The sequence below is a fragment of the Bacillus sp. WP8 genome, assembly GCF_000800825.1.
GTDB classification, from domain to species: domain Bacteria; phylum Bacillota; class Bacilli; order Bacillales; family Bacillaceae; genus Bacillus; species Bacillus safensis.
The window spans coordinates 538,186-557,740 of sequence record NZ_CP010075.1; the positions used below are offsets into that span (position 1 = coordinate 538,186).

The 19,555-nt window shown below is 41.8% G+C and carries 23 protein-coding genes and 1 riboswitch; of the genes, 20 read left to right on the top strand and 3 right to left on the bottom strand.

What is annotated here, in order from left to right; genetic code table 11:
• The first annotated feature begins 35 nt into the window (after positions 1 to 35).
• A riboswitch (cyclic di-AMP (ydaO/yuaA leader) is annotated at positions 36 to 169 on the top strand.
• A gap of 76 nt (positions 170 to 245) precedes the next feature.
• The 4 genes from QR42_RS02530 to QR42_RS02545 all read left to right on the top strand — a co-directional run bounded on the left by QR42_RS02530 (position 246) and on the right by QR42_RS02545 (position 3,739).
• Positions 246 to 1,487, top strand: coding sequence for a dicarboxylate/amino acid:cation symporter (locus QR42_RS02530; RefSeq protein WP_039176692.1), 1,242 nt, complete (start codon positions 246 to 248; stop codon positions 1,485 to 1,487).
• A gap of 127 nt (positions 1,488 to 1,614) precedes the next feature.
• Positions 1,615 to 2,541 carry an ABC transporter ATP-binding protein gene (locus QR42_RS02535; protein ID WP_039176694.1) on the top strand — a complete coding sequence of 309 codons (927 nt, stop codon included), beginning with the start codon at positions 1,615 to 1,617 and terminating at the stop codon, positions 2,539 to 2,541.
• The gene (locus QR42_RS02540) at positions 2,519 to 3,286 is read left to right on the top strand and encodes an ABC transporter permease (protein WP_039176696.1); all 768 of its coding nucleotides are present in this window, start codon (positions 2,519 to 2,521) and stop codon (positions 3,284 to 3,286) included. The genes QR42_RS02535 and QR42_RS02540 overlap by 23 nt, the downstream gene beginning before the upstream one ends.
• Positions 3,287 to 3,403: 117 nt before the next feature.
• Positions 3,404 to 3,739 (top strand): hypothetical protein, encoded by a 336-nt coding sequence (locus QR42_RS02545; protein WP_008359528.1) that lies wholly within the window; start codon positions 3,404 to 3,406, stop codon positions 3,737 to 3,739.
• A 97-nt stretch (positions 3,740 to 3,836) separates the two neighbouring features.
• On the opposite strand, the gene fbpB is transcribed toward QR42_RS02545, so the two are convergent.
• Together fbpB and QR42_RS02550 are read right to left on the bottom strand one after the other, a co-directional pair.
• Positions 3,837 to 3,986, bottom strand: a complete 150-nt coding sequence (fbpB, locus tag QR42_RS18780) for a Fur-regulated basic protein FbpB (RefSeq protein ID WP_064498175.1) — start codon at positions 3,984 to 3,986, stop codon at positions 3,837 to 3,839.
• Between the two features lie 308 nt (positions 3,987 to 4,294).
• A complete protein-coding gene (locus QR42_RS02550; protein WP_012008983.1) occupies positions 4,295 to 4,615 on the bottom strand; it encodes a thioredoxin family protein in 321 nt (106 codons plus the stop codon).
• Positions 4,616 to 4,799: 184 nt separating this feature from the next.
• On the opposite strand from QR42_RS02550, the gene QR42_RS02555 reads away from it, so the two are divergent.
• The 7 genes from QR42_RS02555 to QR42_RS02585 all read left to right on the top strand — a co-directional run bounded on the left by QR42_RS02555 (position 4,800) and on the right by QR42_RS02585 (position 12,247).
• Positions 4,800 to 5,882: a D-alanine--D-alanine ligase gene (locus QR42_RS02555; protein WP_039176698.1), complete on the top strand. Its 1,083-nt coding sequence runs from the start codon at positions 4,800 to 4,802 to the stop codon at positions 5,880 to 5,882.
• An 80-nt stretch (positions 5,883 to 5,962) separates the two neighbouring features.
• Entirely contained in the window at positions 5,963 to 7,327 is a 1,365-nt protein-coding gene (locus QR42_RS02560; RefSeq protein WP_039176700.1) for a UDP-N-acetylmuramoyl-tripeptide--D-alanyl-D-alanine ligase, read from the top strand.
• An 18-nt stretch (positions 7,328 to 7,345) separates the two neighbouring features.
• Positions 7,346 to 7,996 carry an alpha/beta hydrolase gene (locus QR42_RS02565; protein WP_052196515.1) on the top strand — a complete coding sequence of 217 codons (651 nt, stop codon included), beginning with the start codon at positions 7,346 to 7,348 and terminating at the stop codon, positions 7,994 to 7,996.
• Between the two features lie 169 nt (positions 7,997 to 8,165).
• A complete protein-coding gene (locus tag QR42_RS02570) occupies positions 8,166 to 8,504 on the top strand; it encodes an avidin-fold protein (protein ID WP_039176701.1) in 339 nt (112 codons plus the stop codon).
• A gap of 165 nt (positions 8,505 to 8,669) precedes the next feature.
• Positions 8,670 to 10,169, top strand: coding sequence for a degradosome RNA helicase CshA (gene cshA, locus QR42_RS02575; RefSeq protein ID WP_024427371.1), 1,500 nt, complete (start codon positions 8,670 to 8,672; stop codon positions 10,167 to 10,169).
• A gap of 112 nt (positions 10,170 to 10,281) precedes the next feature.
• Positions 10,282 to 10,761, top strand: coding sequence for a PH domain-containing protein (locus QR42_RS02580; RefSeq protein ID WP_039176703.1), 480 nt, complete (start codon positions 10,282 to 10,284; stop codon positions 10,759 to 10,761).
• Positions 10,751 to 12,247: a PH domain-containing protein gene (locus QR42_RS02585; protein ID WP_039176705.1), complete on the top strand. Its 1,497-nt coding sequence runs from the start codon at positions 10,751 to 10,753 to the stop codon at positions 12,245 to 12,247. The genes QR42_RS02580 and QR42_RS02585 overlap by 11 nt, the downstream gene beginning before the upstream one ends.
• Positions 12,248 to 12,301: 54 nt before the next feature.
• Here the strand turns inward: QR42_RS02585 and QR42_RS02590 are convergent, their stop codons facing one another.
• Positions 12,302 to 12,907, bottom strand: coding sequence for a rhomboid family intramembrane serine protease (locus QR42_RS02590; protein WP_039176707.1), 606 nt, complete (start codon positions 12,905 to 12,907; stop codon positions 12,302 to 12,304).
• 95 nt (positions 12,908 to 13,002) lie between these two features.
• Between QR42_RS02590 and acpS the strand changes: the two genes are divergently transcribed.
• From acpS to QR42_RS02635, 9 genes are all read left to right on the top strand, one after another.
• Positions 13,003 to 13,368: a holo-ACP synthase gene (acpS, locus tag QR42_RS02595; RefSeq protein ID WP_039176708.1), complete on the top strand. Its 366-nt coding sequence runs from the start codon at positions 13,003 to 13,005 to the stop codon at positions 13,366 to 13,368.
• Between the two features lie 160 nt (positions 13,369 to 13,528).
• Positions 13,529 to 14,545: an outer membrane lipoprotein-sorting protein gene (locus tag QR42_RS02600; protein WP_087975235.1), complete on the top strand. Its 1,017-nt coding sequence runs from the start codon at positions 13,529 to 13,531 to the stop codon at positions 14,543 to 14,545.
• Between the two features lie 141 nt (positions 14,546 to 14,686).
• Positions 14,687 to 15,868 (top strand): alanine racemase, encoded by a 1,182-nt coding sequence (alr, locus tag QR42_RS02605; RefSeq protein WP_039176711.1) that lies wholly within the window; start codon positions 14,687 to 14,689, stop codon positions 15,866 to 15,868.
• A 294-nt stretch (positions 15,869 to 16,162) separates the two neighbouring features.
• Entirely contained in the window at positions 16,163 to 16,444 is a 282-nt protein-coding gene (locus tag QR42_RS02610) for a hypothetical protein (RefSeq protein ID WP_003214273.1), read from the top strand.
• A gap of 4 nt (positions 16,445 to 16,448) precedes the next feature.
• The gene (ndoA, locus tag QR42_RS02615; protein ID WP_024425388.1) at positions 16,449 to 16,799 is read left to right on the top strand and encodes a type II toxin-antitoxin system endoribonuclease NdoA; all 351 of its coding nucleotides are present in this window, start codon (positions 16,449 to 16,451) and stop codon (positions 16,797 to 16,799) included.
• A 116-nt stretch (positions 16,800 to 16,915) separates the two neighbouring features.
• On the top strand, positions 16,916 to 17,746 hold the full coding sequence (locus QR42_RS02620; protein ID WP_039176712.1) for an RsbT co-antagonist protein RsbRA: 831 nt from the start codon (positions 16,916 to 16,918) through the stop codon (positions 17,744 to 17,746).
• A gap of 4 nt (positions 17,747 to 17,750) precedes the next feature.
• Positions 17,751 to 18,119 (top strand): RsbT antagonist protein RsbS, encoded by a 369-nt coding sequence (gene rsbS / locus QR42_RS02625; protein WP_003214235.1) that lies wholly within the window; start codon positions 17,751 to 17,753, stop codon positions 18,117 to 18,119.
• A gap of 2 nt (positions 18,120 to 18,121) precedes the next feature.
• Positions 18,122 to 18,523 carry an anti-sigma regulatory factor gene (locus QR42_RS02630; RefSeq protein ID WP_024425390.1) on the top strand — a complete coding sequence of 134 codons (402 nt, stop codon included), beginning with the start codon at positions 18,122 to 18,124 and terminating at the stop codon, positions 18,521 to 18,523.
• Between the two features lie 10 nt (positions 18,524 to 18,533).
• Positions 18,534 to 19,541: a PP2C family protein-serine/threonine phosphatase gene (locus tag QR42_RS02635; protein WP_039176714.1), complete on the top strand. Its 1,008-nt coding sequence runs from the start codon at positions 18,534 to 18,536 to the stop codon at positions 19,539 to 19,541.
• The last annotated feature ends 14 nt before the right edge of the window (positions 19,542 to 19,555 follow it).

A 19,555-nucleotide genomic window follows, 5' to 3' on the forward strand; every position in this document is an offset into this window, starting at 1 on the left:
TCCGAAAATAGGGTATAAATGGTATGAAAATATCATATTACCACACGCTTAATCCTTCTAAAGGAATGGGGGACCCAAGTTTTTGGGGTGAATTTTTCTTTTCCGAGAAAAAAGGACATCTCTTCGTCCTAACCCGTCAGCTAACCTCATCAGCGTGAAGAGAGTAGACAGTGGTACACGTATGGACACGCAGGCCCACGAGAAGACTCTCTCGTGGGCTTTTTGACGAGGAAGGGGAGATTTTATTGAAGCTGGCGACGAAAATTATTATTGCCTTGTTTGTAGGTGCCATCACAGGATTGCTGCTTAACCTTTTTGCTCCAAATGTATTCAAAGTGTTAGACCCTTATTTATTTACACCTCTAGGTCAAATCTTCTTAAACCTGATTAAAATGCTCGTTGTGCCCATTGTATTCTTTTCGATCACGCTTGGTGTAGCAGGCCTTGGTGATCCGAAAAAGCTAGGCAGAATCGGTGCAAAAACCATTACTTACTTCCTGCTCACTACGACTTTTGCCATCATCATTGGCATTTCATTAGCTGTATTAATCAAGCCGGGAGCCTTCGGCAATTTTGATACAAAAGCAGCAGATTATTCCGCAGAGGAAGCCCCGTCAATGGCAGAAACACTACTCAACATTATTCCAACCAATCCAGTCCAATCGTTAGTTGAAGGAGATATGCTTCAAATTATCGTCTTCTGTGTATTTTTAGGTCTTGGCATCGCCATGCTCGGTAAAAAAACGGAAGGCTTGCTAAAGCTGTTTGAACAAGGAAATGAATTAATGATGTATCTTGTCGGTGTTGTGATGAAATTTGCACCGTACGGGACATTCGGTTTGATTGCAACCGCGATCGGCAGTCAGGGGCTGGATGCCATGAAAGCGATGGGACTTTACTTCTCGGTCGTGTTAATTGCGCTCATCCTGCATTTCTTCCTGACATATGGTTCAACCGTTGCGATCTTAGCTAAACGAAATCCGATGGAATTCTTTAAAGGATTTTCCCCGGCGATGGTTGTTGCATTTAGTACATCAAGCAGTAACGCAGTGCTGCCTGTATCAATGGAAACAGCGCAAAAGCGTTTAAAGGTACCAGAGCCGATTTCAAGCTTTGTGCAGCCGCTTGGTGCAACCATCAATATGGATGGCACAGCCATTATGCAAGGTGTTGCGACCATTTTTATCGCTCAAGTATATGGGGTTGAACTGACGTTTGTTCAAATGCTGACTGTTGTGTTAACGGCTGTATTAGCAAGTATCGGTACAGCAGGAGTGCCAGGGGTAGGGCTCATCATGCTGGCCATGGTTTTAAATTCCGTGAATCTTCCTGTTGAGGGAATAGCGCTGATCCTTGGCATAGACCGCTTATTAGATATGGCAAGAACCGTAGTGAATATTACAGGTGACGCAGCATGTGCGGTGATTGTTTCTGAAACCGAAAAGAAGCATGAAAAAGAAGCGCCGACACCTAACCTATCTCTTTAATAAGCAAGAAGGGCTGATTGGATCAGTCCTTTTTTTCATGGATTGATTTGTCTCGCGTGATATACTTTTTAAAGGATGAGCGGTCGTAACTGCCGCCATAGGCTTTACATCAGAAGGAGGAACCACTTTGCAGTCTGCTGTTTTAAAAGTAGAGAAAGTCGATAAACAAATTGGCCGAAAAATGATTTTGCAGGATATTTCTATAGACATTGGGCGGGGAGAAATTGTCGGATTACTTGGCCCCAACGGGTCTGGAAAAACAACCTTGATTCGATTGATCGTTGGCTTGATGAAAAAAAACAATGGCCGCATCATGATCAATGGATATTCACAAGATGAGGATTTTCTCCAGGCGATGTCATCTGTTGGTGCGATCATAGAAAATCCAGAATTTTATTCGTATTTAACAGGCTTTGAAAACCTTGAAATGTATGCAGCGATGCACGACGGGGTGACGGAGGAACGCATTCAGGAAGTAGTGGAAAGAGTTCGTCTGGAGGATGCCATTCATCAGAAGGTCAAGACGTATTCGCTAGGGATGAAACAAAGGCTTGGGATTGCACAAGCTATTTTGCATCGGCCGAACCTGCTCATTTTAGACGAACCGACAAATGGGCTAGACCCTGCAGGAATGAAGGAATTCCGGGAGCACTTGCAAATGCTCGTAAAGGAAGAAGGAACCTCCGTATTATTTGCGACGCATTTATTGCATGAGGTAGAGGAGCTATGTGACCGCATGATCATCATTCAAAAGGGACAGATCAAAGCTAGCACTCATCTCCTTGATATGGAAGGGAAAGAGCAGGTGCTGATGAATATTCAGCCAGTAGAAAAGGCGGTTTCATGGCTTGACGCACAGGAGTATACATATGAACGAGACGGAGCGCGTGTACTGCTTCAACTGGACAAAGAACGTGTGCCAGAGCTAAACAAACAGCTTGTGCTGGCGGGGTTTGATGTACTTGAAATGACGCCTCAAAAGCAATCAATTGAAGAGGCGTTTATGAAATGGACGGAAGGCGGGAAGACAGATGCTGAACCTCATCAAAAATGAGCATAAGAAAATTATGAGGAAAAAAATCACATTCATTGCTCTTGGGTTGATCGTTGTATTTCAACTAGCAATGGCTCTCACCTTGAAACGAGTCATATCAAGCTTTGGTGGACAAGACACAGTCGCAAACTATTTTGCTTATTCCACGAATGTCGTGTTTATTTTACAGGTGCTTGCTGTCGTTATTGGCGCGACCTTGATCTCAACAGAGTTTCAGAAAAGGACGATCAAGTTTTTATTGATCAGGCCAAAAACAAGACTGCACATTTTTCTGTCAAAATACATCACACTTCTGCTGACAGTCATTTATTTGTTTGTTTTTTATTATGTGTTAGCTTTTCTATTTGGTCTTATTTTCTTCGGTACTGATTTTGATGAAAGAACGGGGCAATTATTTCAGCATACGTTTGCCGTCATTGGATCTCAGTGGGTGGAAGTGGTCATGATGGCAAGCTTTGCTTTTATGTGTTCCAGTTTGTTTAGAAACAGTCTTGTTGCACTTGTGACCTCGTTTTTTGTTTTATATGCGGCGAAATCACTTGTACCGATCATGTCGCTCTTAGAAAATCAGTGGGGGAAAATCCTTCTTTTTGCGAATACGGACTTTACTCAGTACAGCTTTCAAGGACCGCCGCCTTTTCATGGGATGAGCCTTTTGTTTTCTCTATTTATAGTGGGGGCGCATTTTGTTTTCTTTGTTGGATCGGCTTGGATTCTTTTTTGGAAACGTGATGTAAATGTGTAAAAATTGTGTCAAATAACAAGAAAAATTCGTGACATCTTTGTGAAAACGAGTCTGTATTTCACGATAACCGGCTGATTTTGTCTTATAATAAGAAGGAGTCATGGAGGTGGCACTATCGTGAAAAATTTCATTACGGCTTTACCAATTTTGTTGCTGCTGTCGTTTTCGTTTGTGTCTTTTGCCTTCCAGTTTGATCATCTTGTTTATTTCAGACTAGCGCTGGGGATCTTTTCGTTAGCCGGTCTTTTCTTTCTGTATACACTTAAAAGAAACATGAAATGGTTCATGGTTTATTTATATGCGAGCTGGATCATTCTTGCTGCCGTTACAACATTTGAGGAACCAGTCTTTTCTCAATTTTTCTTCGGTGGTTTAACGATGACAATGGGTTATCTCACATATATGCTCATTTATTTAGGAATGAAGCAGGACCGTGTAGCGAAATCACATTAAAACAAAAGCCGATAAAATCGAATAACAGATTTTATCGGCTTTTTTATTTTATTGAAGCAGACAAAAGAGCAGCCAGTGATGACTGCTCCTCTTGTAGTTATGATTCACGCCCAGCAGCTGTAAGCTGCTTCTGGTGTTTTTTGTCGATGGTTTCGTATATACTTTCCATCATTTGAGGATCGCGCATGATCGCCTTTTTGTTCTCTTCAATCAATTGCTGATAGGTTTTGATCTTCTTCTTAGACATGTGACTCATCGCTCCTTTATTAGAATGACCGTCTATAGGATTTCACATAGATGAAATTGATAATCATTTTCAATTAGCAACTCCATTATACAAAGACAAATGTCATAAGTAAAGATTCAATTCAGAAAATTCACGTAACCGACATATTCCAAGCTGTATCGACGCTGCATTCTTTCCCAGGAAATAATTTTGTCATGACTTGTCGTAAGGGAAAACATCAATTTGAAACGTTTTGGCTGCGAAGCTCGTCTTATGAAGAGATTAAAAAAGAAAAAAGACACCAGCAAAAGTTTGCTGATGTCCTTCAATTAAGAAACGTGCTCTTGAAGAAACTCTGTCACTTCTTCAGGCGATTTTGCGTTTGCACTGTGTAAATGCCCTGTTTTTTCACCATTTTTGAAAATTAACAAGCTTGGAATACCCATTACCTGATACGTTTCCGCTAATTCAGGGAAATCATCTTTATTTATTTCAAACCATTCATGGTGAGCATAAGCTTCTAGGATGTCTGGAATGAACATGTCCATTCTTGTGCAGTCAGGACACCATGTTGCAAAGAATTTAACGATGACTTCTTTGTCTGATTGAATTATTTCATTGAATTGTTCAGTACTTGTGATTTTTTTCAATTTGTCACAACTCCTTTTCAATGTCATTTTAATATAAAATTAAGGCGAATGACATACAAATGCTCGGGAGGCGCTTACAACCTTTACAAATCATTTCAATTACGTAACAACAAAAATTAATTAGAGCATTTTTGCTTGAAAGTGATAAGATAGTAAAGATGAATTTTAGTGGGGGGAGTATCCATTGAAAATAAGTTTAGGATTGATTTACGGCGGAAAGTCAGCCGAACATAATGTATCACTGCAAACAGCCCTTGCAGTTACAAAAGCACTTAACACTGAGAAGTTCGATATACATCCAATTTATATTACAGAAGAGGGTGAATGGTTAAGAGGAGAAAAACTCACTGAACCAGTATCAAACGTCAAAATGCTTCAATTTGAACAGAACGCAAAGACGTTTTTACCAACTTCTTTAAATGAAAGCATGTTTCCACAGCCTGCAACGGTTGATGAGAAAATTGATGTTGTCTTCCCGTTGCTGCACGGACCAAATGGAGAAGATGGCACAATGCAAGGATTACTTGAACTGTTAAATATCCCGTATGTCGGCAACGGCGTTCTCGCGTCTGCTGCGGGTATGGATAAAGTCATGATGAAAGATGTTTTTGCACAAGCAGGACTTGCACAAGCAAAGCACCTTTCCTTCAATAAAAAAGACTTTGAGAAAGCGACAACAGAAAGCTTAGAACAAGTGGAACAAGTACTTGGCTATCCATGCTTTGTGAAACCTGCCAATATGGGATCAAGTGTTGGAATTAGCAAATGCCGCAGCAAAGAAGAGCTGCAGACTGCATTCGACCTCGCTTTCCAATATGATCGTCGTGTGGTCGTAGAAGAAGGCGTTGTTGGAAGAGAAATTGAGATTGGTGTATTAGGCAATGATGAGCCAAAATGCTCTGTCGTTGGTGAGATTGCACCTAAAACAGATTTTTATGATTACAAAGCAAAATATGAAGATGGCGATACAGATTTGATCATTCCTGCGAGTGTGTCAGAGGATGAATATAAGACGATTCATGACATGGCAATTAAGGCATTTAAAGCCCTTGATGGATCTGGTCTCGTACGTGCAGACTTCTTCCTTACAGAAAAAGGTGAAGTGTTGATCAATGAAGTGAATACAATGCCTGGATTCACACCTTTTAGTATGTTCCCATTACTTTGGAAGCACACTGGTGTAGAGTATCCAGAGTTGATTGAAAAGCTGGTGTCACTTGCAATTGAACGCCATCAAGAAAAACAAACCATTAAAACAACTTTTTAATGTGAGCAGCAAGCAGACACTATCCTTAGGTAGTGTCTCTTTTCCTTCAAACGTGAAATGAGAAAGAGAGGCGAAAAATCATGATCAAACGTACAGTGAAACAAATCGCCCAAATGGCTGGTGGAACCCTATCTAATCAAGCTTTTGGCGAAGAGCAGATTCACGGAGTGACAACAGATACACGAAAAGTATCAGACGGCGCACTGTTTATCCCGCTTATTGGAGAACATTTTAACGGTCACACATTTGCTTCAAAAGCAGTAGAGCTTGGAGCATCAGCTGTTCTATGGAATCAAAAAGAAGCCAATCCGCCAGAAGGCGTTCCTGTTATTCTTGTAGAGGATACACTAGCTGCGCTTCAACAGCTGGCGAAATCATACTTAAAAGAAGAAAATCCTCGTGTTGTCGGTATTACAGGAAGTAATGGGAAAACCACAACAAAAGACATGATTCATTCCGTCTTGCAAACAGCGTATCAAGTTCATAAAACAGACGGTAACTTTAATAATCATATCGGTCTTCCGCTCACCATTCTTGCAATGCCAGAAGGAACCGATATTGCGGTTTTGGAGATGGGTATGAGTGCAAAAGGCGAAATCGAATTTTTATCAGACCTCGCTGAGCCGGATGCAGCAGTCATCACAAATATCGGGGAATCTCATATGCAAGATTTAGGATCAAGAGAAGCCATTGCCGATGCAAAATATGAGATCGTAAAAGGCTTAAAAGAAGACGGCGTCTTTTATTACCTAGGTGATGAGCCATTGCTTCGAGAAAGATCAAGTTCACTTTCTCAGCGTGTAAAAACCTTTGGAGAAGCAGAGGACTGTGATATCAAGGTAACGCACATCAACCAGCTTGCAGAAGGAACAGAATTTCAAGTAGAAGGGTATGCCCAGGGTTTTCTCATTCCTGTATTAGGGAAACATAATGTGAAGAATGCACTTGCTGCTATTGCAATAGGTCAGCATTTTGGGCTGAATGAAAGACAAATTGCCCAAGGACTGATGCAAACGAAGTTGACAGGGATGCGGCTTGAGCTGTTTAAAACAGACAAGGGAATCACCGTCATCAATGATGCGTATAATGCAAGTCCGACTTCAATGAAAGCGGCCATTGATCTTGTGGGGGATATGGACGGCTTTGCCAACCGTATTCTTGTACTTGGAGATATGCTCGAAATGGGCAGCGAAGAAGAAACGTATCATTATGAACTTGGCCGTTACATCAAGCCAGAATTTATTGATCATGTCATGACGTATGGCCGCCTAGGTGCATTTATTGCTGAAGGAGCGAAAAAATCATTCGGGGCTGAGCACGTATTCTCCTTTATGGACAAAGAGGACCTGAAGAAAAAACTAGCTGAAGTGGCAGGGCCTGACGATGTTGTGCTTGTCAAAGCCTCACGCGGTATGAGATTGGAAGAAGTCATTACTGCACTATAAAAGTGAGAAGGTGACAGAATGATTGGCTGTTTATGTATTCACGGTTTTACTGGTGCCCCTTATGAAGTAGAACCGCTGGCGCAATATTTAAAACAGGCGGCAGATTGGAATGTGCAGTCTGTCACGCTTCCAGGGCATGGGGATGAGCTGCAGTTAAAAGGCATTCTTTATCAAGAATGGATAGCGACAGCTGAACTCGAACTTCTATCCCTTTACCGGACTTGTGACACCGTGTATTTGGTCGGCTTTTCTATGGGCGGAATGATTGCTTCTTACTTAGCGGCGAAGTACCCAGTTGCCCGCCTTGTCCTTTTAAGTGCTGCGGCCAAATATGTGAACCCAAAACAAATGATGCAAGACACACGGCAGATGGTAAAGGAGTCCCTGTCAGGGATCGTTGATACAAACCCTTTATATGATCGATATCGCCATAAGCTCACAAGCACGCCGCTGTCAGCTGCGATAGAATTTATGAAGCTGGTAAAGCAAACGAAGAATTCGCTTGAGAAGCTTCATCTGCCTGTGTTAATTGTTCAAGGTGAAAGCGACGGGATTGTGCCTGCTTCAAGTGCAGAATTTATTTATCATAAAGTCCCGTCTCGCCAGAAAGAAATGTTTTATTTGCCGGATTGTAAACATCATGTTTGCCATGAGCCATGTGCCCAGTAATTGTTTGAGAAAGTAGAACATTTTCTAAAAAAAGCAATTTAATATATAGAAAAGCTAAAATGTGGCTAAACTAATATAAATTGAATCCCACTTGTTAAAATTTGCATCATTTTTGTCGAATGAGTGACAGGCCTATGGTACAATAGGAAAGAAAAGGTGGTTGATTCGGTTGTTTCAATATGACGGAAAAACCTTTATCCCGCAGTCTAATTCGAGTAACGGAGAAGTATCAGCAGGAACCATATTTCAATATCGTCAAGACGGGAATATATTAACGGGCACATATCAAGGCGGCAGTATTGTATCTGGCGTACTTGTAGGAACTGTGAATGAGGATGGAACACTTCATTTTAGATACCACCATGTAAGCAAGGACGGCAGCATGAGAAGCGGGTCTTGCGATTCCACTCCTAAGCAGCTGGATAATGGAAAAATCCAACTGTTTGAAAAGTGGAAATGGATGGACGGAGACCAAAGTGAAGGTGAATCTGTCATTGTAGAGCAGTAGATATATCCATTTCTGTCTTGTTGAAAAACAAATAGTGTAATGGTAAGATATAAGGTAGGGTAATTCGGGCTTTGTATATAATGGACCTGTCCTTTCAGAAAAGGGCAGTTTTTAATGATCATTCACGAGATTACTGAAACAGCAATTAGAAGGAGTTTGAATAAATTGACTATAACGTTTCAAGATTTTCAATTAAGCGAAAGTCTCATGAAGGCTATTAACCGCATGGGATTTGAAGAAGCAACACCGATTCAAGCAGAAACGATTCCTCTCGGCCTTCAAAATAAAGATGTCATCGGACAAGCACAAACAGGTACAGGAAAAACTGCAGCATTTGGTATTCCTCTGGTTGAAAAAATCGACCCAGCGTCTCCAAATATCCAAGCGATTATCATTGCGCCAACAAGAGAATTAGCGATTCAAGTATCTGAAGAGCTATATAAAATCGGCCAAGACAAGCGTGCACGCGTACTTCCTATTTACGGTGGACAAGATATCGGCCGTCAAATCCGTTCGCTCAAGAAAAATCCTCATATCATCGTAGGGACTCCAGGACGTTTACTCGATCACATTAACCGTCGTACAATGCGTCTTCAAAATGTTGAAACAGTCGTGCTAGATGAAGCAGACGAAATGCTAAACATGGGTTTCATCGAAGACATTGAAGCGATCCTTTCAAATGTACCAAGTGAACACCAAACACTTTTATTCTCTGCGACAATGCCTGCACCAATTAAGCGCATTGCAGAGCGTTTCATGACAAACCCAGAACACGTAAAAGTAAAAGCGAAAGAAATGACTGTATCTAACATCCAACAGTTCTATTTGGATATTCACGAACGTAAGAAGTTTGATACATTGACTCGTCTTCTTGACATTCAATCACCTGAGCTCTCAATTGTCTTCGGCCGTACGAAACGCCGTGTTGACGAATTGACTGAAGCACTTAACCTAAGAGGTTATACAGCTGAAGGAATTCATGGTGACCTGACTCAAGCAAAACGTATGGTTGCGCTTCGTAAATTCAAAGAAGGTTCAATCGATGTGCTTGTCGCAACAGACGTTGCAGCACGTGGACTTGATATCTCAGGCGTCACACACGTGTATAACTTCGACGTGCCGCAAGATCCAGAAAGCTATGTACACCGTATTGGACGTACTGGACGTGCTGGACGTACAGGTATGGCGATGACATTCATCACACCACGTGAAAAAGATATGCTTCGTGCGATTGAGCAAACGACTAAACGTAAAATGGATCGTATGAAAGAACCTACACTTGATGAGGCAATTGAAGGACAACAGCAAGTAACAGTTGACCGTCTACGCACGATCATCAGTGAAAACAACTTGAACTTCTACATGACAGCTGCTGCTGAATTGCTGGAAGATCATGATTCTGTAACAGTGGTTGCAGCTGCTATCAAAATGATGACAAAAGAGCCGGATGCAACGCCTGTTCGTTTGACAGATGAAGCACCAATGATTTCAAAACGTCATCGTAACAACCGCAGCTCTTCTAAACGCAGAGACGGCGGCGGTGGCGGAGGCTACCGTGGAAAAGGCAAGAACAGCCGTTCATCTTATGGTGATAAAAAGCGTTCTTCAAATGACCGCAATCGTTCTTCTAACGATCGTCGTCAAAAGAAATCTTATAACAACTAATACAAGAGCGAATCCTTTGCAGGGTTCGCTTTTTTTAACAGGCTAAAATTGAAACTTTTTAGGCTTTGTTACGTAATATATTGATAGAAAAGTAAGAGAATGGGGGAAGAATGTGAGAAAACAGCCGCAACGTCAAATTAGTCTAAATGGTTTAAAGGTATGGCGTCTTCAAAATGGAATTATCTCATTGATTTTCTTACTCATCATCATTGGGGTATTTGTTGCTAGCTACTATTTTCAATGGCCATATTGGATTGGAGCGATTCTTTCTGGTTTATGGGTCTTACAGGTCATCTTTGGCATTTGGCTCATACCAAAAATCCGCCATCACATCTGGCGCTACGAAGTATTTGAAAATGAAATTGAAATACAGCATGGACTCTTTCGCGTCACACGTGTCATTGTGCCGATGGTTCGTGTACAGCATGTTGATACATCACAAGGACCGCTTTTAAGGCGCTATCGTTTGGCCTCTGTTCAAATTTCGACTGCTGCCACAGTTCATGATATACCGGCGCTAGAATTAGAAGAGGCAGATGAGCTTCGTGATTACATATCTCGTTTAGCAAGGGTGACGGAAGATGATGTCTGAACCAAAACGTGTACATCCTATCTCGATGTTCATTGATTTTATATCAGATGCTGTATCCATGATTAAAAACTTCATTATCCCTTTTTTCGTGTTGATTTTTGTGAACTCGAATTCGAGCATTCGCTTTTATGCATTTATCATTCTTGGTGTGCTTCTTTTATGGAAAGCCGTATATACCATTTTAGAATGGAGACGATTCACCTACCGGATGGAAGACGATGAATTTCGTGTGGAATCGGGTGTAATCACGAAAAAGAAAAAATATATCTCGTTAGAACGAATTCAAACAGTCAATACAAGTGAAGGTATTTTCCAACGGATTTTCGGTTTAGTGCGGGTTCAAATCGAAACGGCAGGCGGTACGGATGGTCCAGAAGTGAGCCTGACCGCGATTACAAAAGCAGAAGCGGAACAATTAAAGCAGTCGATTTTCAACCGGAAGAAAAGCTTGCAAGAAGAAGAAATGACGGATGAAGCAGGAGATCTGCATGGCCATTTGGCTGCCCAGAAACCTGTGCAGGAAGAAATCAATGTCTCCTATCGTATGGGTGTGCCAGAATTGCTTTTGGCTGCGACCACTTCAAGCGGTATCGGGGTCATTATATCTGGGTGTCTTGCCATCTACACGCAAATAGATGAAATTCTCCCTTTGGACGGGTTCTTCAAGAAGTTCTCTTTTTTAAGTCATGCGAGCGTTGAAATTTATGCGATTTTGATATTTCTTGCCGTATTGATCGCGTGGATCCTGAGTGTTGGGGTAACAGCACTTCAGTATGCGAATTTTGCTGCAAAGCGAAAAGGGAATGACATCATCATTACAAGAGGACTCATCGAGAGACATCAAATGACCATTCCACTTGCGAGAATTCAAGCAGTGAAAATCAAAGAGAATATTATCCGTGAGCCTTTTGGCTTTGCGACAGTGATGCTTGTTAGTGCAGGAGGTTCGATTACAGAGAAAGAAACCTCTTCCGTCTTATTTCCGCTCATTCGGAAGAAAAAAATAAATGAATTGCTGTCCCAATTCACGGATCATTATCATGTAGCACCAGAAACAGAGCTGAAAAAAGTGCCAAAGCGTTCACTCAAACGCTACCTGATCTCGTATGGCTTTGTGCCGTTACTTGTAGGTGTCATCCTGTCGGTGCGCTTTCCTCCATGGGGGTATTTGGGACTCATCCCGTTACCACTTGCTCTATTCTTTGGCTATTTAGCTTATAAACAATCAGGATATACAATCAAAGATTCATTGATTCAACTGACATCAAGAGGCATTGGCAAGACCACTGGCATTGTCTTGAGAAAACGAATGCAAAACTATACGATGACGCAATCCTTTTTCCAAAAGAAAGGCCGGGTCGCAAGTATTCACACCTTTGTAAAATCCTCCGCGCTGCTTGATTCCTTTGGTGTGCATCACCTTGAGGAAGAAGATGCTGCACGTGTATTTGATTGGTATTCGTATGAAAAAAATCAATCGTCTTAAACGAAAAATGTCGATCAACTCCAGCTCAAGGAGGGATCGACATTTTTTATGAGATTAATAGCGTCTTTTTTTCGAATGGAAAAGCAGAGTAATAGGTGCTAGAATCATACCGCCGATCAATCCAAATAAGTGAGCCATGATATTGATGTTCGAATTGACGAAGGTCATGATGACAGAAACAGCCAGAATCGTTAAAATCACTTGTGAATTGCCGCGGTCCATCATGTGTGGTTTAAAGAGGACGAGGTATAGATACACTCCAAATAAACCAAAGATCGCACCAGAAGCGCCAACGTGTACATACTCTAAAGGCTCCACCCAATAGGTCCCGAGATTGCCAATGAACCCTGCTCCAAGATAAATGATTAAAAATCGAACCTTCCCGAGCAAATGTTCAAGTGCTGGGGCGAATAAGAAAAGGGACATAGAATTAAATAAAATATGCGTGAGACTTCCGTGGAGAAAAATAGGTGTGACGAGCCGCCACCATTCCCCAGCCGCTACACCATAGTTGAAACCGACGAGATGATCCTGTCCAAGCTGTATAATAGGGATAGGAATCGCAAATATAAGCCACAGGCCGATTTGTAAAGCGAGGATCGCTGTTACGATTGGATACGATCTAATAAATTGTTGAAAGCTCTCCGTTCGAATAAACATAACAAACCCCTTTTTGACTAGATATTGGTAAGTTTATAGTAACACGTTTATGAAGCGAACACTCAAATTAGTACGAGTATCATAGGAGGTACCTCATGATCAAAGGAATAGGCATTGATATTGTAGAGATCGACAGGCTATCGCGAGTGCTCAGCAGACAGCCCCGTTTACCAGAACGAATTTTGACTTTAAGTGAACAGGATGTCTTTCGTACACTCAGTGAAAAAAGACAGCTGGAATTTTTGGCAGGACGTTTTGCGGCAAAGGAAGCTTTCGCTAAAGCATACGGAACCGGAATCGGTCAGCATTTAAGCTTTCATGACATAGACATTCAAAAAGACGATAAGGGAAAACCCTTCATCAAAAGCGAGAAAGCGGAGGGAGATCAGGTTCATGTGTCCATTACTCATACAAAGGAATATGCTGCTGCACAAGTTTTAATTGAAAGGTTGTCAAGCTAGTCTGCATATTGTTTGTCCCCCCTTCATATATTGGGTAGTGCGATAAGGAAGGGCGAGTTGCTAACAGGCTTTGATGGTTCGCGGTACGCAGTTAACTCTTGAGGCGTACTGTTAAAGTCAAACAAGCGGTTTCTTCCTTTTAACACAATTAACGAAGGGGTTGAAAAGGGTGAGAAAAAGCTTTGTTTTGCTTGTAACGGGAATCCTTTTTGTACTGATTCTCTCCGCATGCGGTCAAAAATCTCAGCAGGATATCGTTGGAGATTTAAACAAAAAGGCAGAGGAAATGACATCATACAAAGCCAAAGCAAAAATGACCATTGAGACAGGAAATGACCCGCAGGAGTACCAGGTAGAAATTTGGTACAAAAAGCCGGAGCTTTACCGTGTCTATTTAGAAAATCCGAAAAAGGATCAGAGTCAAGTCATTTTAAGAAACGGCAATGGTGTGTTTGTGCTGACACCTTCATTGAACAAGAGCTTCCGTTTCCATAGCGATTGGCCGAATAATAGCAGTCAAGTCTATTTATTCGAATCACTCGTGAAGGACATTAAGAATGACAGTGCAGCTCAGTTCAAAGCGAAAGAGTCAAAGTATGTATTCGAAACGAAGACCAATTATCAGCACAATCAAATGCTGCCTACCCAAGAGATTACCTTTCATAAGAAAACAATGGCGCCTGCCAGTGTAAAAGTGCTGGATAGCGACAAAAAGCCAATGGTGAAAGTGGAATTCTCTCACTTTGAATTCAATAAATCCTTTGACAAAGATGCATTTGATGAGAAGAAAAATATGACACTCTCTCAAATGGATGTTGCCACAAGTGCAGACCCATCTGACAGCTTTGCGGTGAAAACACCAGTTGATATGCCAGAAGGCGTGAAGAAGATGGAAGAGAAAGAAATGACAACAGATGCTGGGAAGCGTTATGTGATTACGTACGGCGGCAAGAAATCCTTCACACTCATTCAGGAAAAAGCGAGAGTAGCTGAAGCATCTACGCCTGTCACGATGAACGGCGAGCCGGTCGATCTTGGTATGACAGTAGGGGTTCTGACAGATCAATCCCTCTCATGGACCTCTGACGGAGTTGACTACTTAATTTCCTCAAGTGATTTATCGAAGGAAGAGCTGTTGATGGTCGCAAAGAGTGTAGAAGGCCAGTCAGCTAAATAAATGAAGTTCTTAGGCGGAAAGCCTTGATAAATGAAGCATCAGCCCTGTGCAAGGGCTGATTTTCTTTGATTTGTTTCACATTATTCTTGATTTTTAGTATCATATGAGGGGATTGAATCATTCAATAGGGAAGTGTGACTGATGGACACAAATGCCTTTTATAGAGACACATGGGCAGAAATTAATTTAACAGCAATCAAGCACAATGTTTCACATATGAAAGATCATATCGGTCAAAATGTTCAACTGATGGCTGTTGTGAAAGCCAATGCATATGGACATGGAGATATAGAAGTGGCAAGAGCTGCCCTCAAAGCAGGAGCAGACTTGTTAGCTGTAGCCTTTTTAGATGAGGCCATTTCTTTAAGAAATAAAGGTATCAAAGCACCGATTCTTATACTCGGCGCAGTACCGCCGGAGTATGTCAAAACCGCTGTTCGATACAATGTAATTATGACCGCTTACTCCACCAGGTGGCTGAGGGAAGTCGTCGATATGGTGAAAGGGCAGATGGGACAACCCATTCGTTTTCATTTGAAAATAGACAGCGGAATGAACCGTTTAGGTGTGAAAACGTTAGAGCAAGTGAATGAAGTAAAGAAGCTTGTCAGCGAGCATTCTTATTTACAGCTGGAAGGAGTATTTACTCACTTTGCGACCGCGGATGAAAAGGATGAGAACTATTTTGATCGGCAGGTCGACACCTTTCAAACCCTGCTTCAGCCGCTTCATACGGAAAAACTGCTTGTTCATTGTGCCAATAGTGCAGCAGGATTAAGGTTTAAAGAAGTGTTATTTAATATGGTTCGCTTCGGCATCAGTATGTACGGGCTGTCACCGTCAGAGGAAATCAAAGATGAACTTCCTTTCAAGCTGGAAGAAGCCATGTCGCTTCATACAAAGCTTGCCCATGTAAAGCTCATTCAAAAGGGTGAGAGTGTCAGCTATGGGGCGACGTATACAGCTAATCAAGATATGTGGATCGGTACGGTACCAGTCGGCTATGCAGACGGGTGGATTCGGAAGCTGGCAGGCACGGAAGTACTTGTTGGCGGAAAGCGCCGGAAGATTGCAGGAAGGGTATGTATGGATCAATTCATGGTTGAACTGAAAGGGAACCTTCCAGTAGGGGAGCCAGTCGTTTTGATTGGTGGACAAGGTGAAGAAATGGTATCAGTCGATGAAATTGCAAAAAGGCTTGAAACCATTAACTATGAAGTCACATGCTCCATTGGACACCGCGTCCCAAGAGTATATATAGAGGACGGCAAAAGGGTGCATGTGCGGAATCCGCTGCTTCAAGGCGGGCCAAGCTTTTTCTAAACAGCTTTCACAGGAACGATCGTCAAACTGACATCGTTCCTTTTTATTCTACAAAGAAGGGGTAAACATTCTCCCTTTTTTAGAGATTTTGGAAATACCGTATGATTTTCGGAAAAAAGCGTATAATGTGAAAGAGGAACTCCATTATCATCTTTGATTTACGGGTGAACAGCCGCTTCATGTTCTAATAAGAAATCATGAAAAAACAGCTTTGCTTGCGCATTGAATAATGGTATGATTAGTCTTGGAATGGATCGAAACGGTATCCGTAAGTTTTGTGGAGGTGTATGTTTTTTGTCTGAATCCAGCGCAACAAACGAAATGAAGATTCGACTACCGGAGGCTTTGATGTCTGAAATCGAACGAGTAGCAGAGCAGGATAAGGTAACAAGAAATGAATTGATCTACCGAGCGACAAAAACGTATATTCGTGAACGTAATATTCGACAAAATCGTGAATCGATGAGACGCGGCTACATGGAGATGGCGAAAATTAATCTGAATATCTCTTCAGAGGCACAATACGCAGAATTTGAGGCTGAGAATACAGTTGAGCGATTAGTCAGCGGGGGTTAAACATTTGATTGTTAAACGCGGTGATGTTTACTTTGCTGATTTATCTCCTGTTGTTGGCTCCGAGCAGGGCGGGGTTCGCCCAGTATTGGTGATTCAAAATGACATTGGAAATCGCTTCAGCCCGACTGCTATCGTTGCAGCCATAACAGCCCAAATACAAAAAGCGAAATTACCGACTCACGTCGAAATTGATGCAAAGCGCTACGGCTTTGAACGAGATTCTGTCATTCTCTTGGAGCAGATTCGTACAATCGATAAACAAAGATTGACAGATAAAATCACACATCTTGATGATGAGATGATGGAGAAGGTTGATGAAGCCTTACAAGTTAGTTTGGCTCTTATTGATTTTTAATATGGTGAGATTTGGTTGCTCTCTTGAGAGCAACTTTTTTTTGTGTTCAATTTTTATTAACGTTATAATGAAGAAAGAATAAAAGAAGTGCTGTTTATGTACGTAGGGGGTAAAACATGTCGAATCATATCGTGTTAGCTTTCGCAAGGGAGCATCAAGAGGAATTACAAAAAGAGTGGACGGACATTTTTAGACGACTCGGAGAAAAAGAAACGGACATGATGCTGAACGACAAAATGTATGAAACCATCTGTTCGGAATATGTTCAACTAATCATTACATCTCTTTCAGAGGGGTATAATGAGGATTTTGAAGAAAAAGTGCAAACTCTTGCTTTAAACATTGTTCAAATGGGTATATCACTTAAGTTACTGGCAAATGGTCTAACTGAAATCCGTACACATTTATATCAAAAAATGAACGATGACAAAGATACAACAGAAGAAAGTCATGACCTCATCTGGCAAATCGACCAATTCATCACACCAATTCATAACGAGATCTTAAACCAGTATTCCATCTCATGGGAGAAAACAGTCAGCCTTCAAAAAATTGCGCTGCAGGAACTTTCTGCCCCGCTGATCCCTGTATTTGAGCACATCACCGTCATGCCGCTTGTTGGAACAATTGATACAGATCGTGCGAAAAAAATTATGGAGAACCTGCTCAATGGTGTCGTCAAACATCGCTCACAGGTCGTCTTAATTGATATTACAGGTGTCCCTGTCGTTGATACAATGGTAGCCCACCATATCATTCAAGCGTCTGAGGCTGTGAGATTAGTAGGTGCGAAGTGTTTGCTTGTCGGTATTCGCCCAGAAATAGCCCAAACCATTGTGAACCTTGGAATTGATTTATCTCAAGTTACAACAAAGAATACCCTTCAAAAAGGAATTCAAACTGCTTTGGAAATGACAAATCGAAAAATTGTTTCATTGGAGGGATAACCTAGTGAGAAATCACCCGAAGATTCCAATCTTAAAACTATATAACTGTCTTCTGATTTCAATACAGTGGGAGCTTGATGATCAGACAGCTCTCCACTTTCAAGAAGACTTGCTGAATAAAATTCATGAAACAGGAGCAAACGGTGTTGTCATTGACCTTACATCCGTCGACATGATTGATTCCTTTATTGCAAAGGTATTAGGCGATGTCATCACGATGTCCAAGCTCATGGGGGCAAAAGTTGTATTAACAGGAATACAGCCGGCAGTCGCTGTGACGCTGATTGAACTTGGAATATCGCTTGAAGAAATTCAGACAGCACTAGATCTTGAACAAGGGCTTGAGACACTGAAGCGGGAATTGGGGGAATAGATATGAAAGACCAATCCTGTGTAAGAATATTGACGGAATGGGACATAGTCGCAGCAAGACAATTGGGGCGCAATGTTGCAAAAGAACTTGGATTTGGAACTGTTGACCAAGCAAGAATTACGACGGCCATTTCAGAATTAGCTCGAAACATCTATTTATACGCTGGTAAAGGTCAGATTTGTATAGACGAAGTGATGGAGCGCGGAAAGCGTGGACTCAAAGTCATCGCAGCCGATGAGGGCCCGGGTATCATGGATATACGTAAAGTAATGGAAGACGGATTTTCAACATCAGGCGGACTCGGAGCAGGTCTTCCGGGTGTCAGAAGACTGATGGATGAATTTAAATTAGACTCTGCACCAGAACAAGGAACGGAGATACAAGCTGTTAAGTGGCTTCGCTAGGAGGGAAACCATGGATTTTAAGGAGGTAATGGAGCAGCGGTACCATCAGCTGCTCAGTCGTTATATCAGTGATTTAACTGAAACATCGCTTTATCAAGCTCAAAAATTTAGCCGTAAAACCATTGAGCATCAAATACCTCCTGAAGAAATAGTGAGTGTTCACCGAAAAGTGATTCAGGAGCTTTACCCTGATTTGCCGGAAGATGTTTTTCATTCACTAGACTTCTTAATTGAAGTCATGATTGGGTACGGACTTGCCTACCAAGAACATTTAACACTCAGAGGCATCCAGCAAGAAATAAAATCTGAAATCGAAATTGCTGCAAATGTTCAGCAAACCCTTCTGGAAACGAAAATTCCAGAAGGAGATACCTTTGATATTGGTGCGATTAGTGTACCGGCAAAACAGATGAGTGGAGATTATTACCACTTTGTAACGGATCACGATACAATCAATATCGCGATCGCAGATGTCATTGGAAAGGGAATCCCGGCTGCGCTCTGTATGTCGATGATTAAATATGCGATGGATTCCTTACCAGAGTCAGGGAGCGGCCCAACAAAGGTGCTGAAAACCCTGAATCGTGTTGTCGAGCAAAACGTAGATCCAAGTATGTTTATCACAATGTTCTATGGCAGCTATAATAAAGAAACGCATGAGTTTAAATATGCATCGGCTGGTCATGAGCCGGGCTTTTTCTATTGCAAAAAAGAGGACAAATTTTACGATTTAGAAGCGAAAGGGCTTGTCCTCGGGATTGCACCAGACTTTGATTACAGACAGTATGAGAAGCATTTAGACATAGGAGACATGGTGATCTTATTCTCTGATGGGGTCACAGAATCCAAGTCAGAGGACGGTTTCCTAGAGCGGGAGGACATCAAAGCACTCATATCAGAGCACCTATCCTACTCAGCTCAAGAAATGGTGGATGCCATCTACGCCAGCTTACTCAAACTGCAGGATTTTCAGCTGCACGATGACTTTACTTTACTTGTTCTCAAAAGAAAGGTTTAGAAAATGAACATGCG

Bases quoted from the DNA above. Each gene is read 5' to 3' on its own strand.
- QR42_RS02540 (WP_039176696.1), top strand. From the start codon at position 2,519: ATGCTGAACCTCATCAAAAATGAGCATAAGAAAATTATGAGGAAAAAA.
- fbpB (WP_064498175.1), bottom strand. From the start codon at position 3,986: ATGTCTAAGAAGAAGATCAAAACCTATCAGCAATTGATTGAAGAGAAC.
- QR42_RS02560 (WP_039176700.1), top strand. From the start codon at position 5,963: ATGATCAAACGTACAGTGAAACAAATCGCCCAAATGGCTGGTGGAACC.
- QR42_RS02565 (WP_052196515.1), top strand. From the start codon at position 7,346: ATGATTGGCTGTTTATGTATTCACGGTTTTACTGGTGCCCCTTATGAA.
- QR42_RS02585 (WP_039176705.1), top strand. From the start codon at position 10,751: ATGATGTCTGAACCAAAACGTGTACATCCTATCTCGATGTTCATTGAT.
- QR42_RS02590 (WP_039176707.1), bottom strand. From the start codon at position 12,907: ATGTTTATTCGAACGGAGAGCTTTCAACAATTTATTAGATCGTATCCA.
- acpS (WP_039176708.1), top strand. From the start codon at position 13,003: ATGATCAAAGGAATAGGCATTGATATTGTAGAGATCGACAGGCTATCG.
- alr (WP_039176711.1), top strand. From the start codon at position 14,687: ATGGACACAAATGCCTTTTATAGAGACACATGGGCAGAAATTAATTTA.
- QR42_RS02620 (WP_039176712.1), top strand. From the start codon at position 16,916: ATGTCGAATCATATCGTGTTAGCTTTCGCAAGGGAGCATCAAGAGGAA.
- QR42_RS02630 (WP_024425390.1), top strand. From the start codon at position 18,122: ATGAAAGACCAATCCTGTGTAAGAATATTGACGGAATGGGACATAGTC.
- QR42_RS02635 (WP_039176714.1), top strand. From the start codon at position 18,534: ATGGATTTTAAGGAGGTAATGGAGCAGCGGTACCATCAGCTGCTCAGT.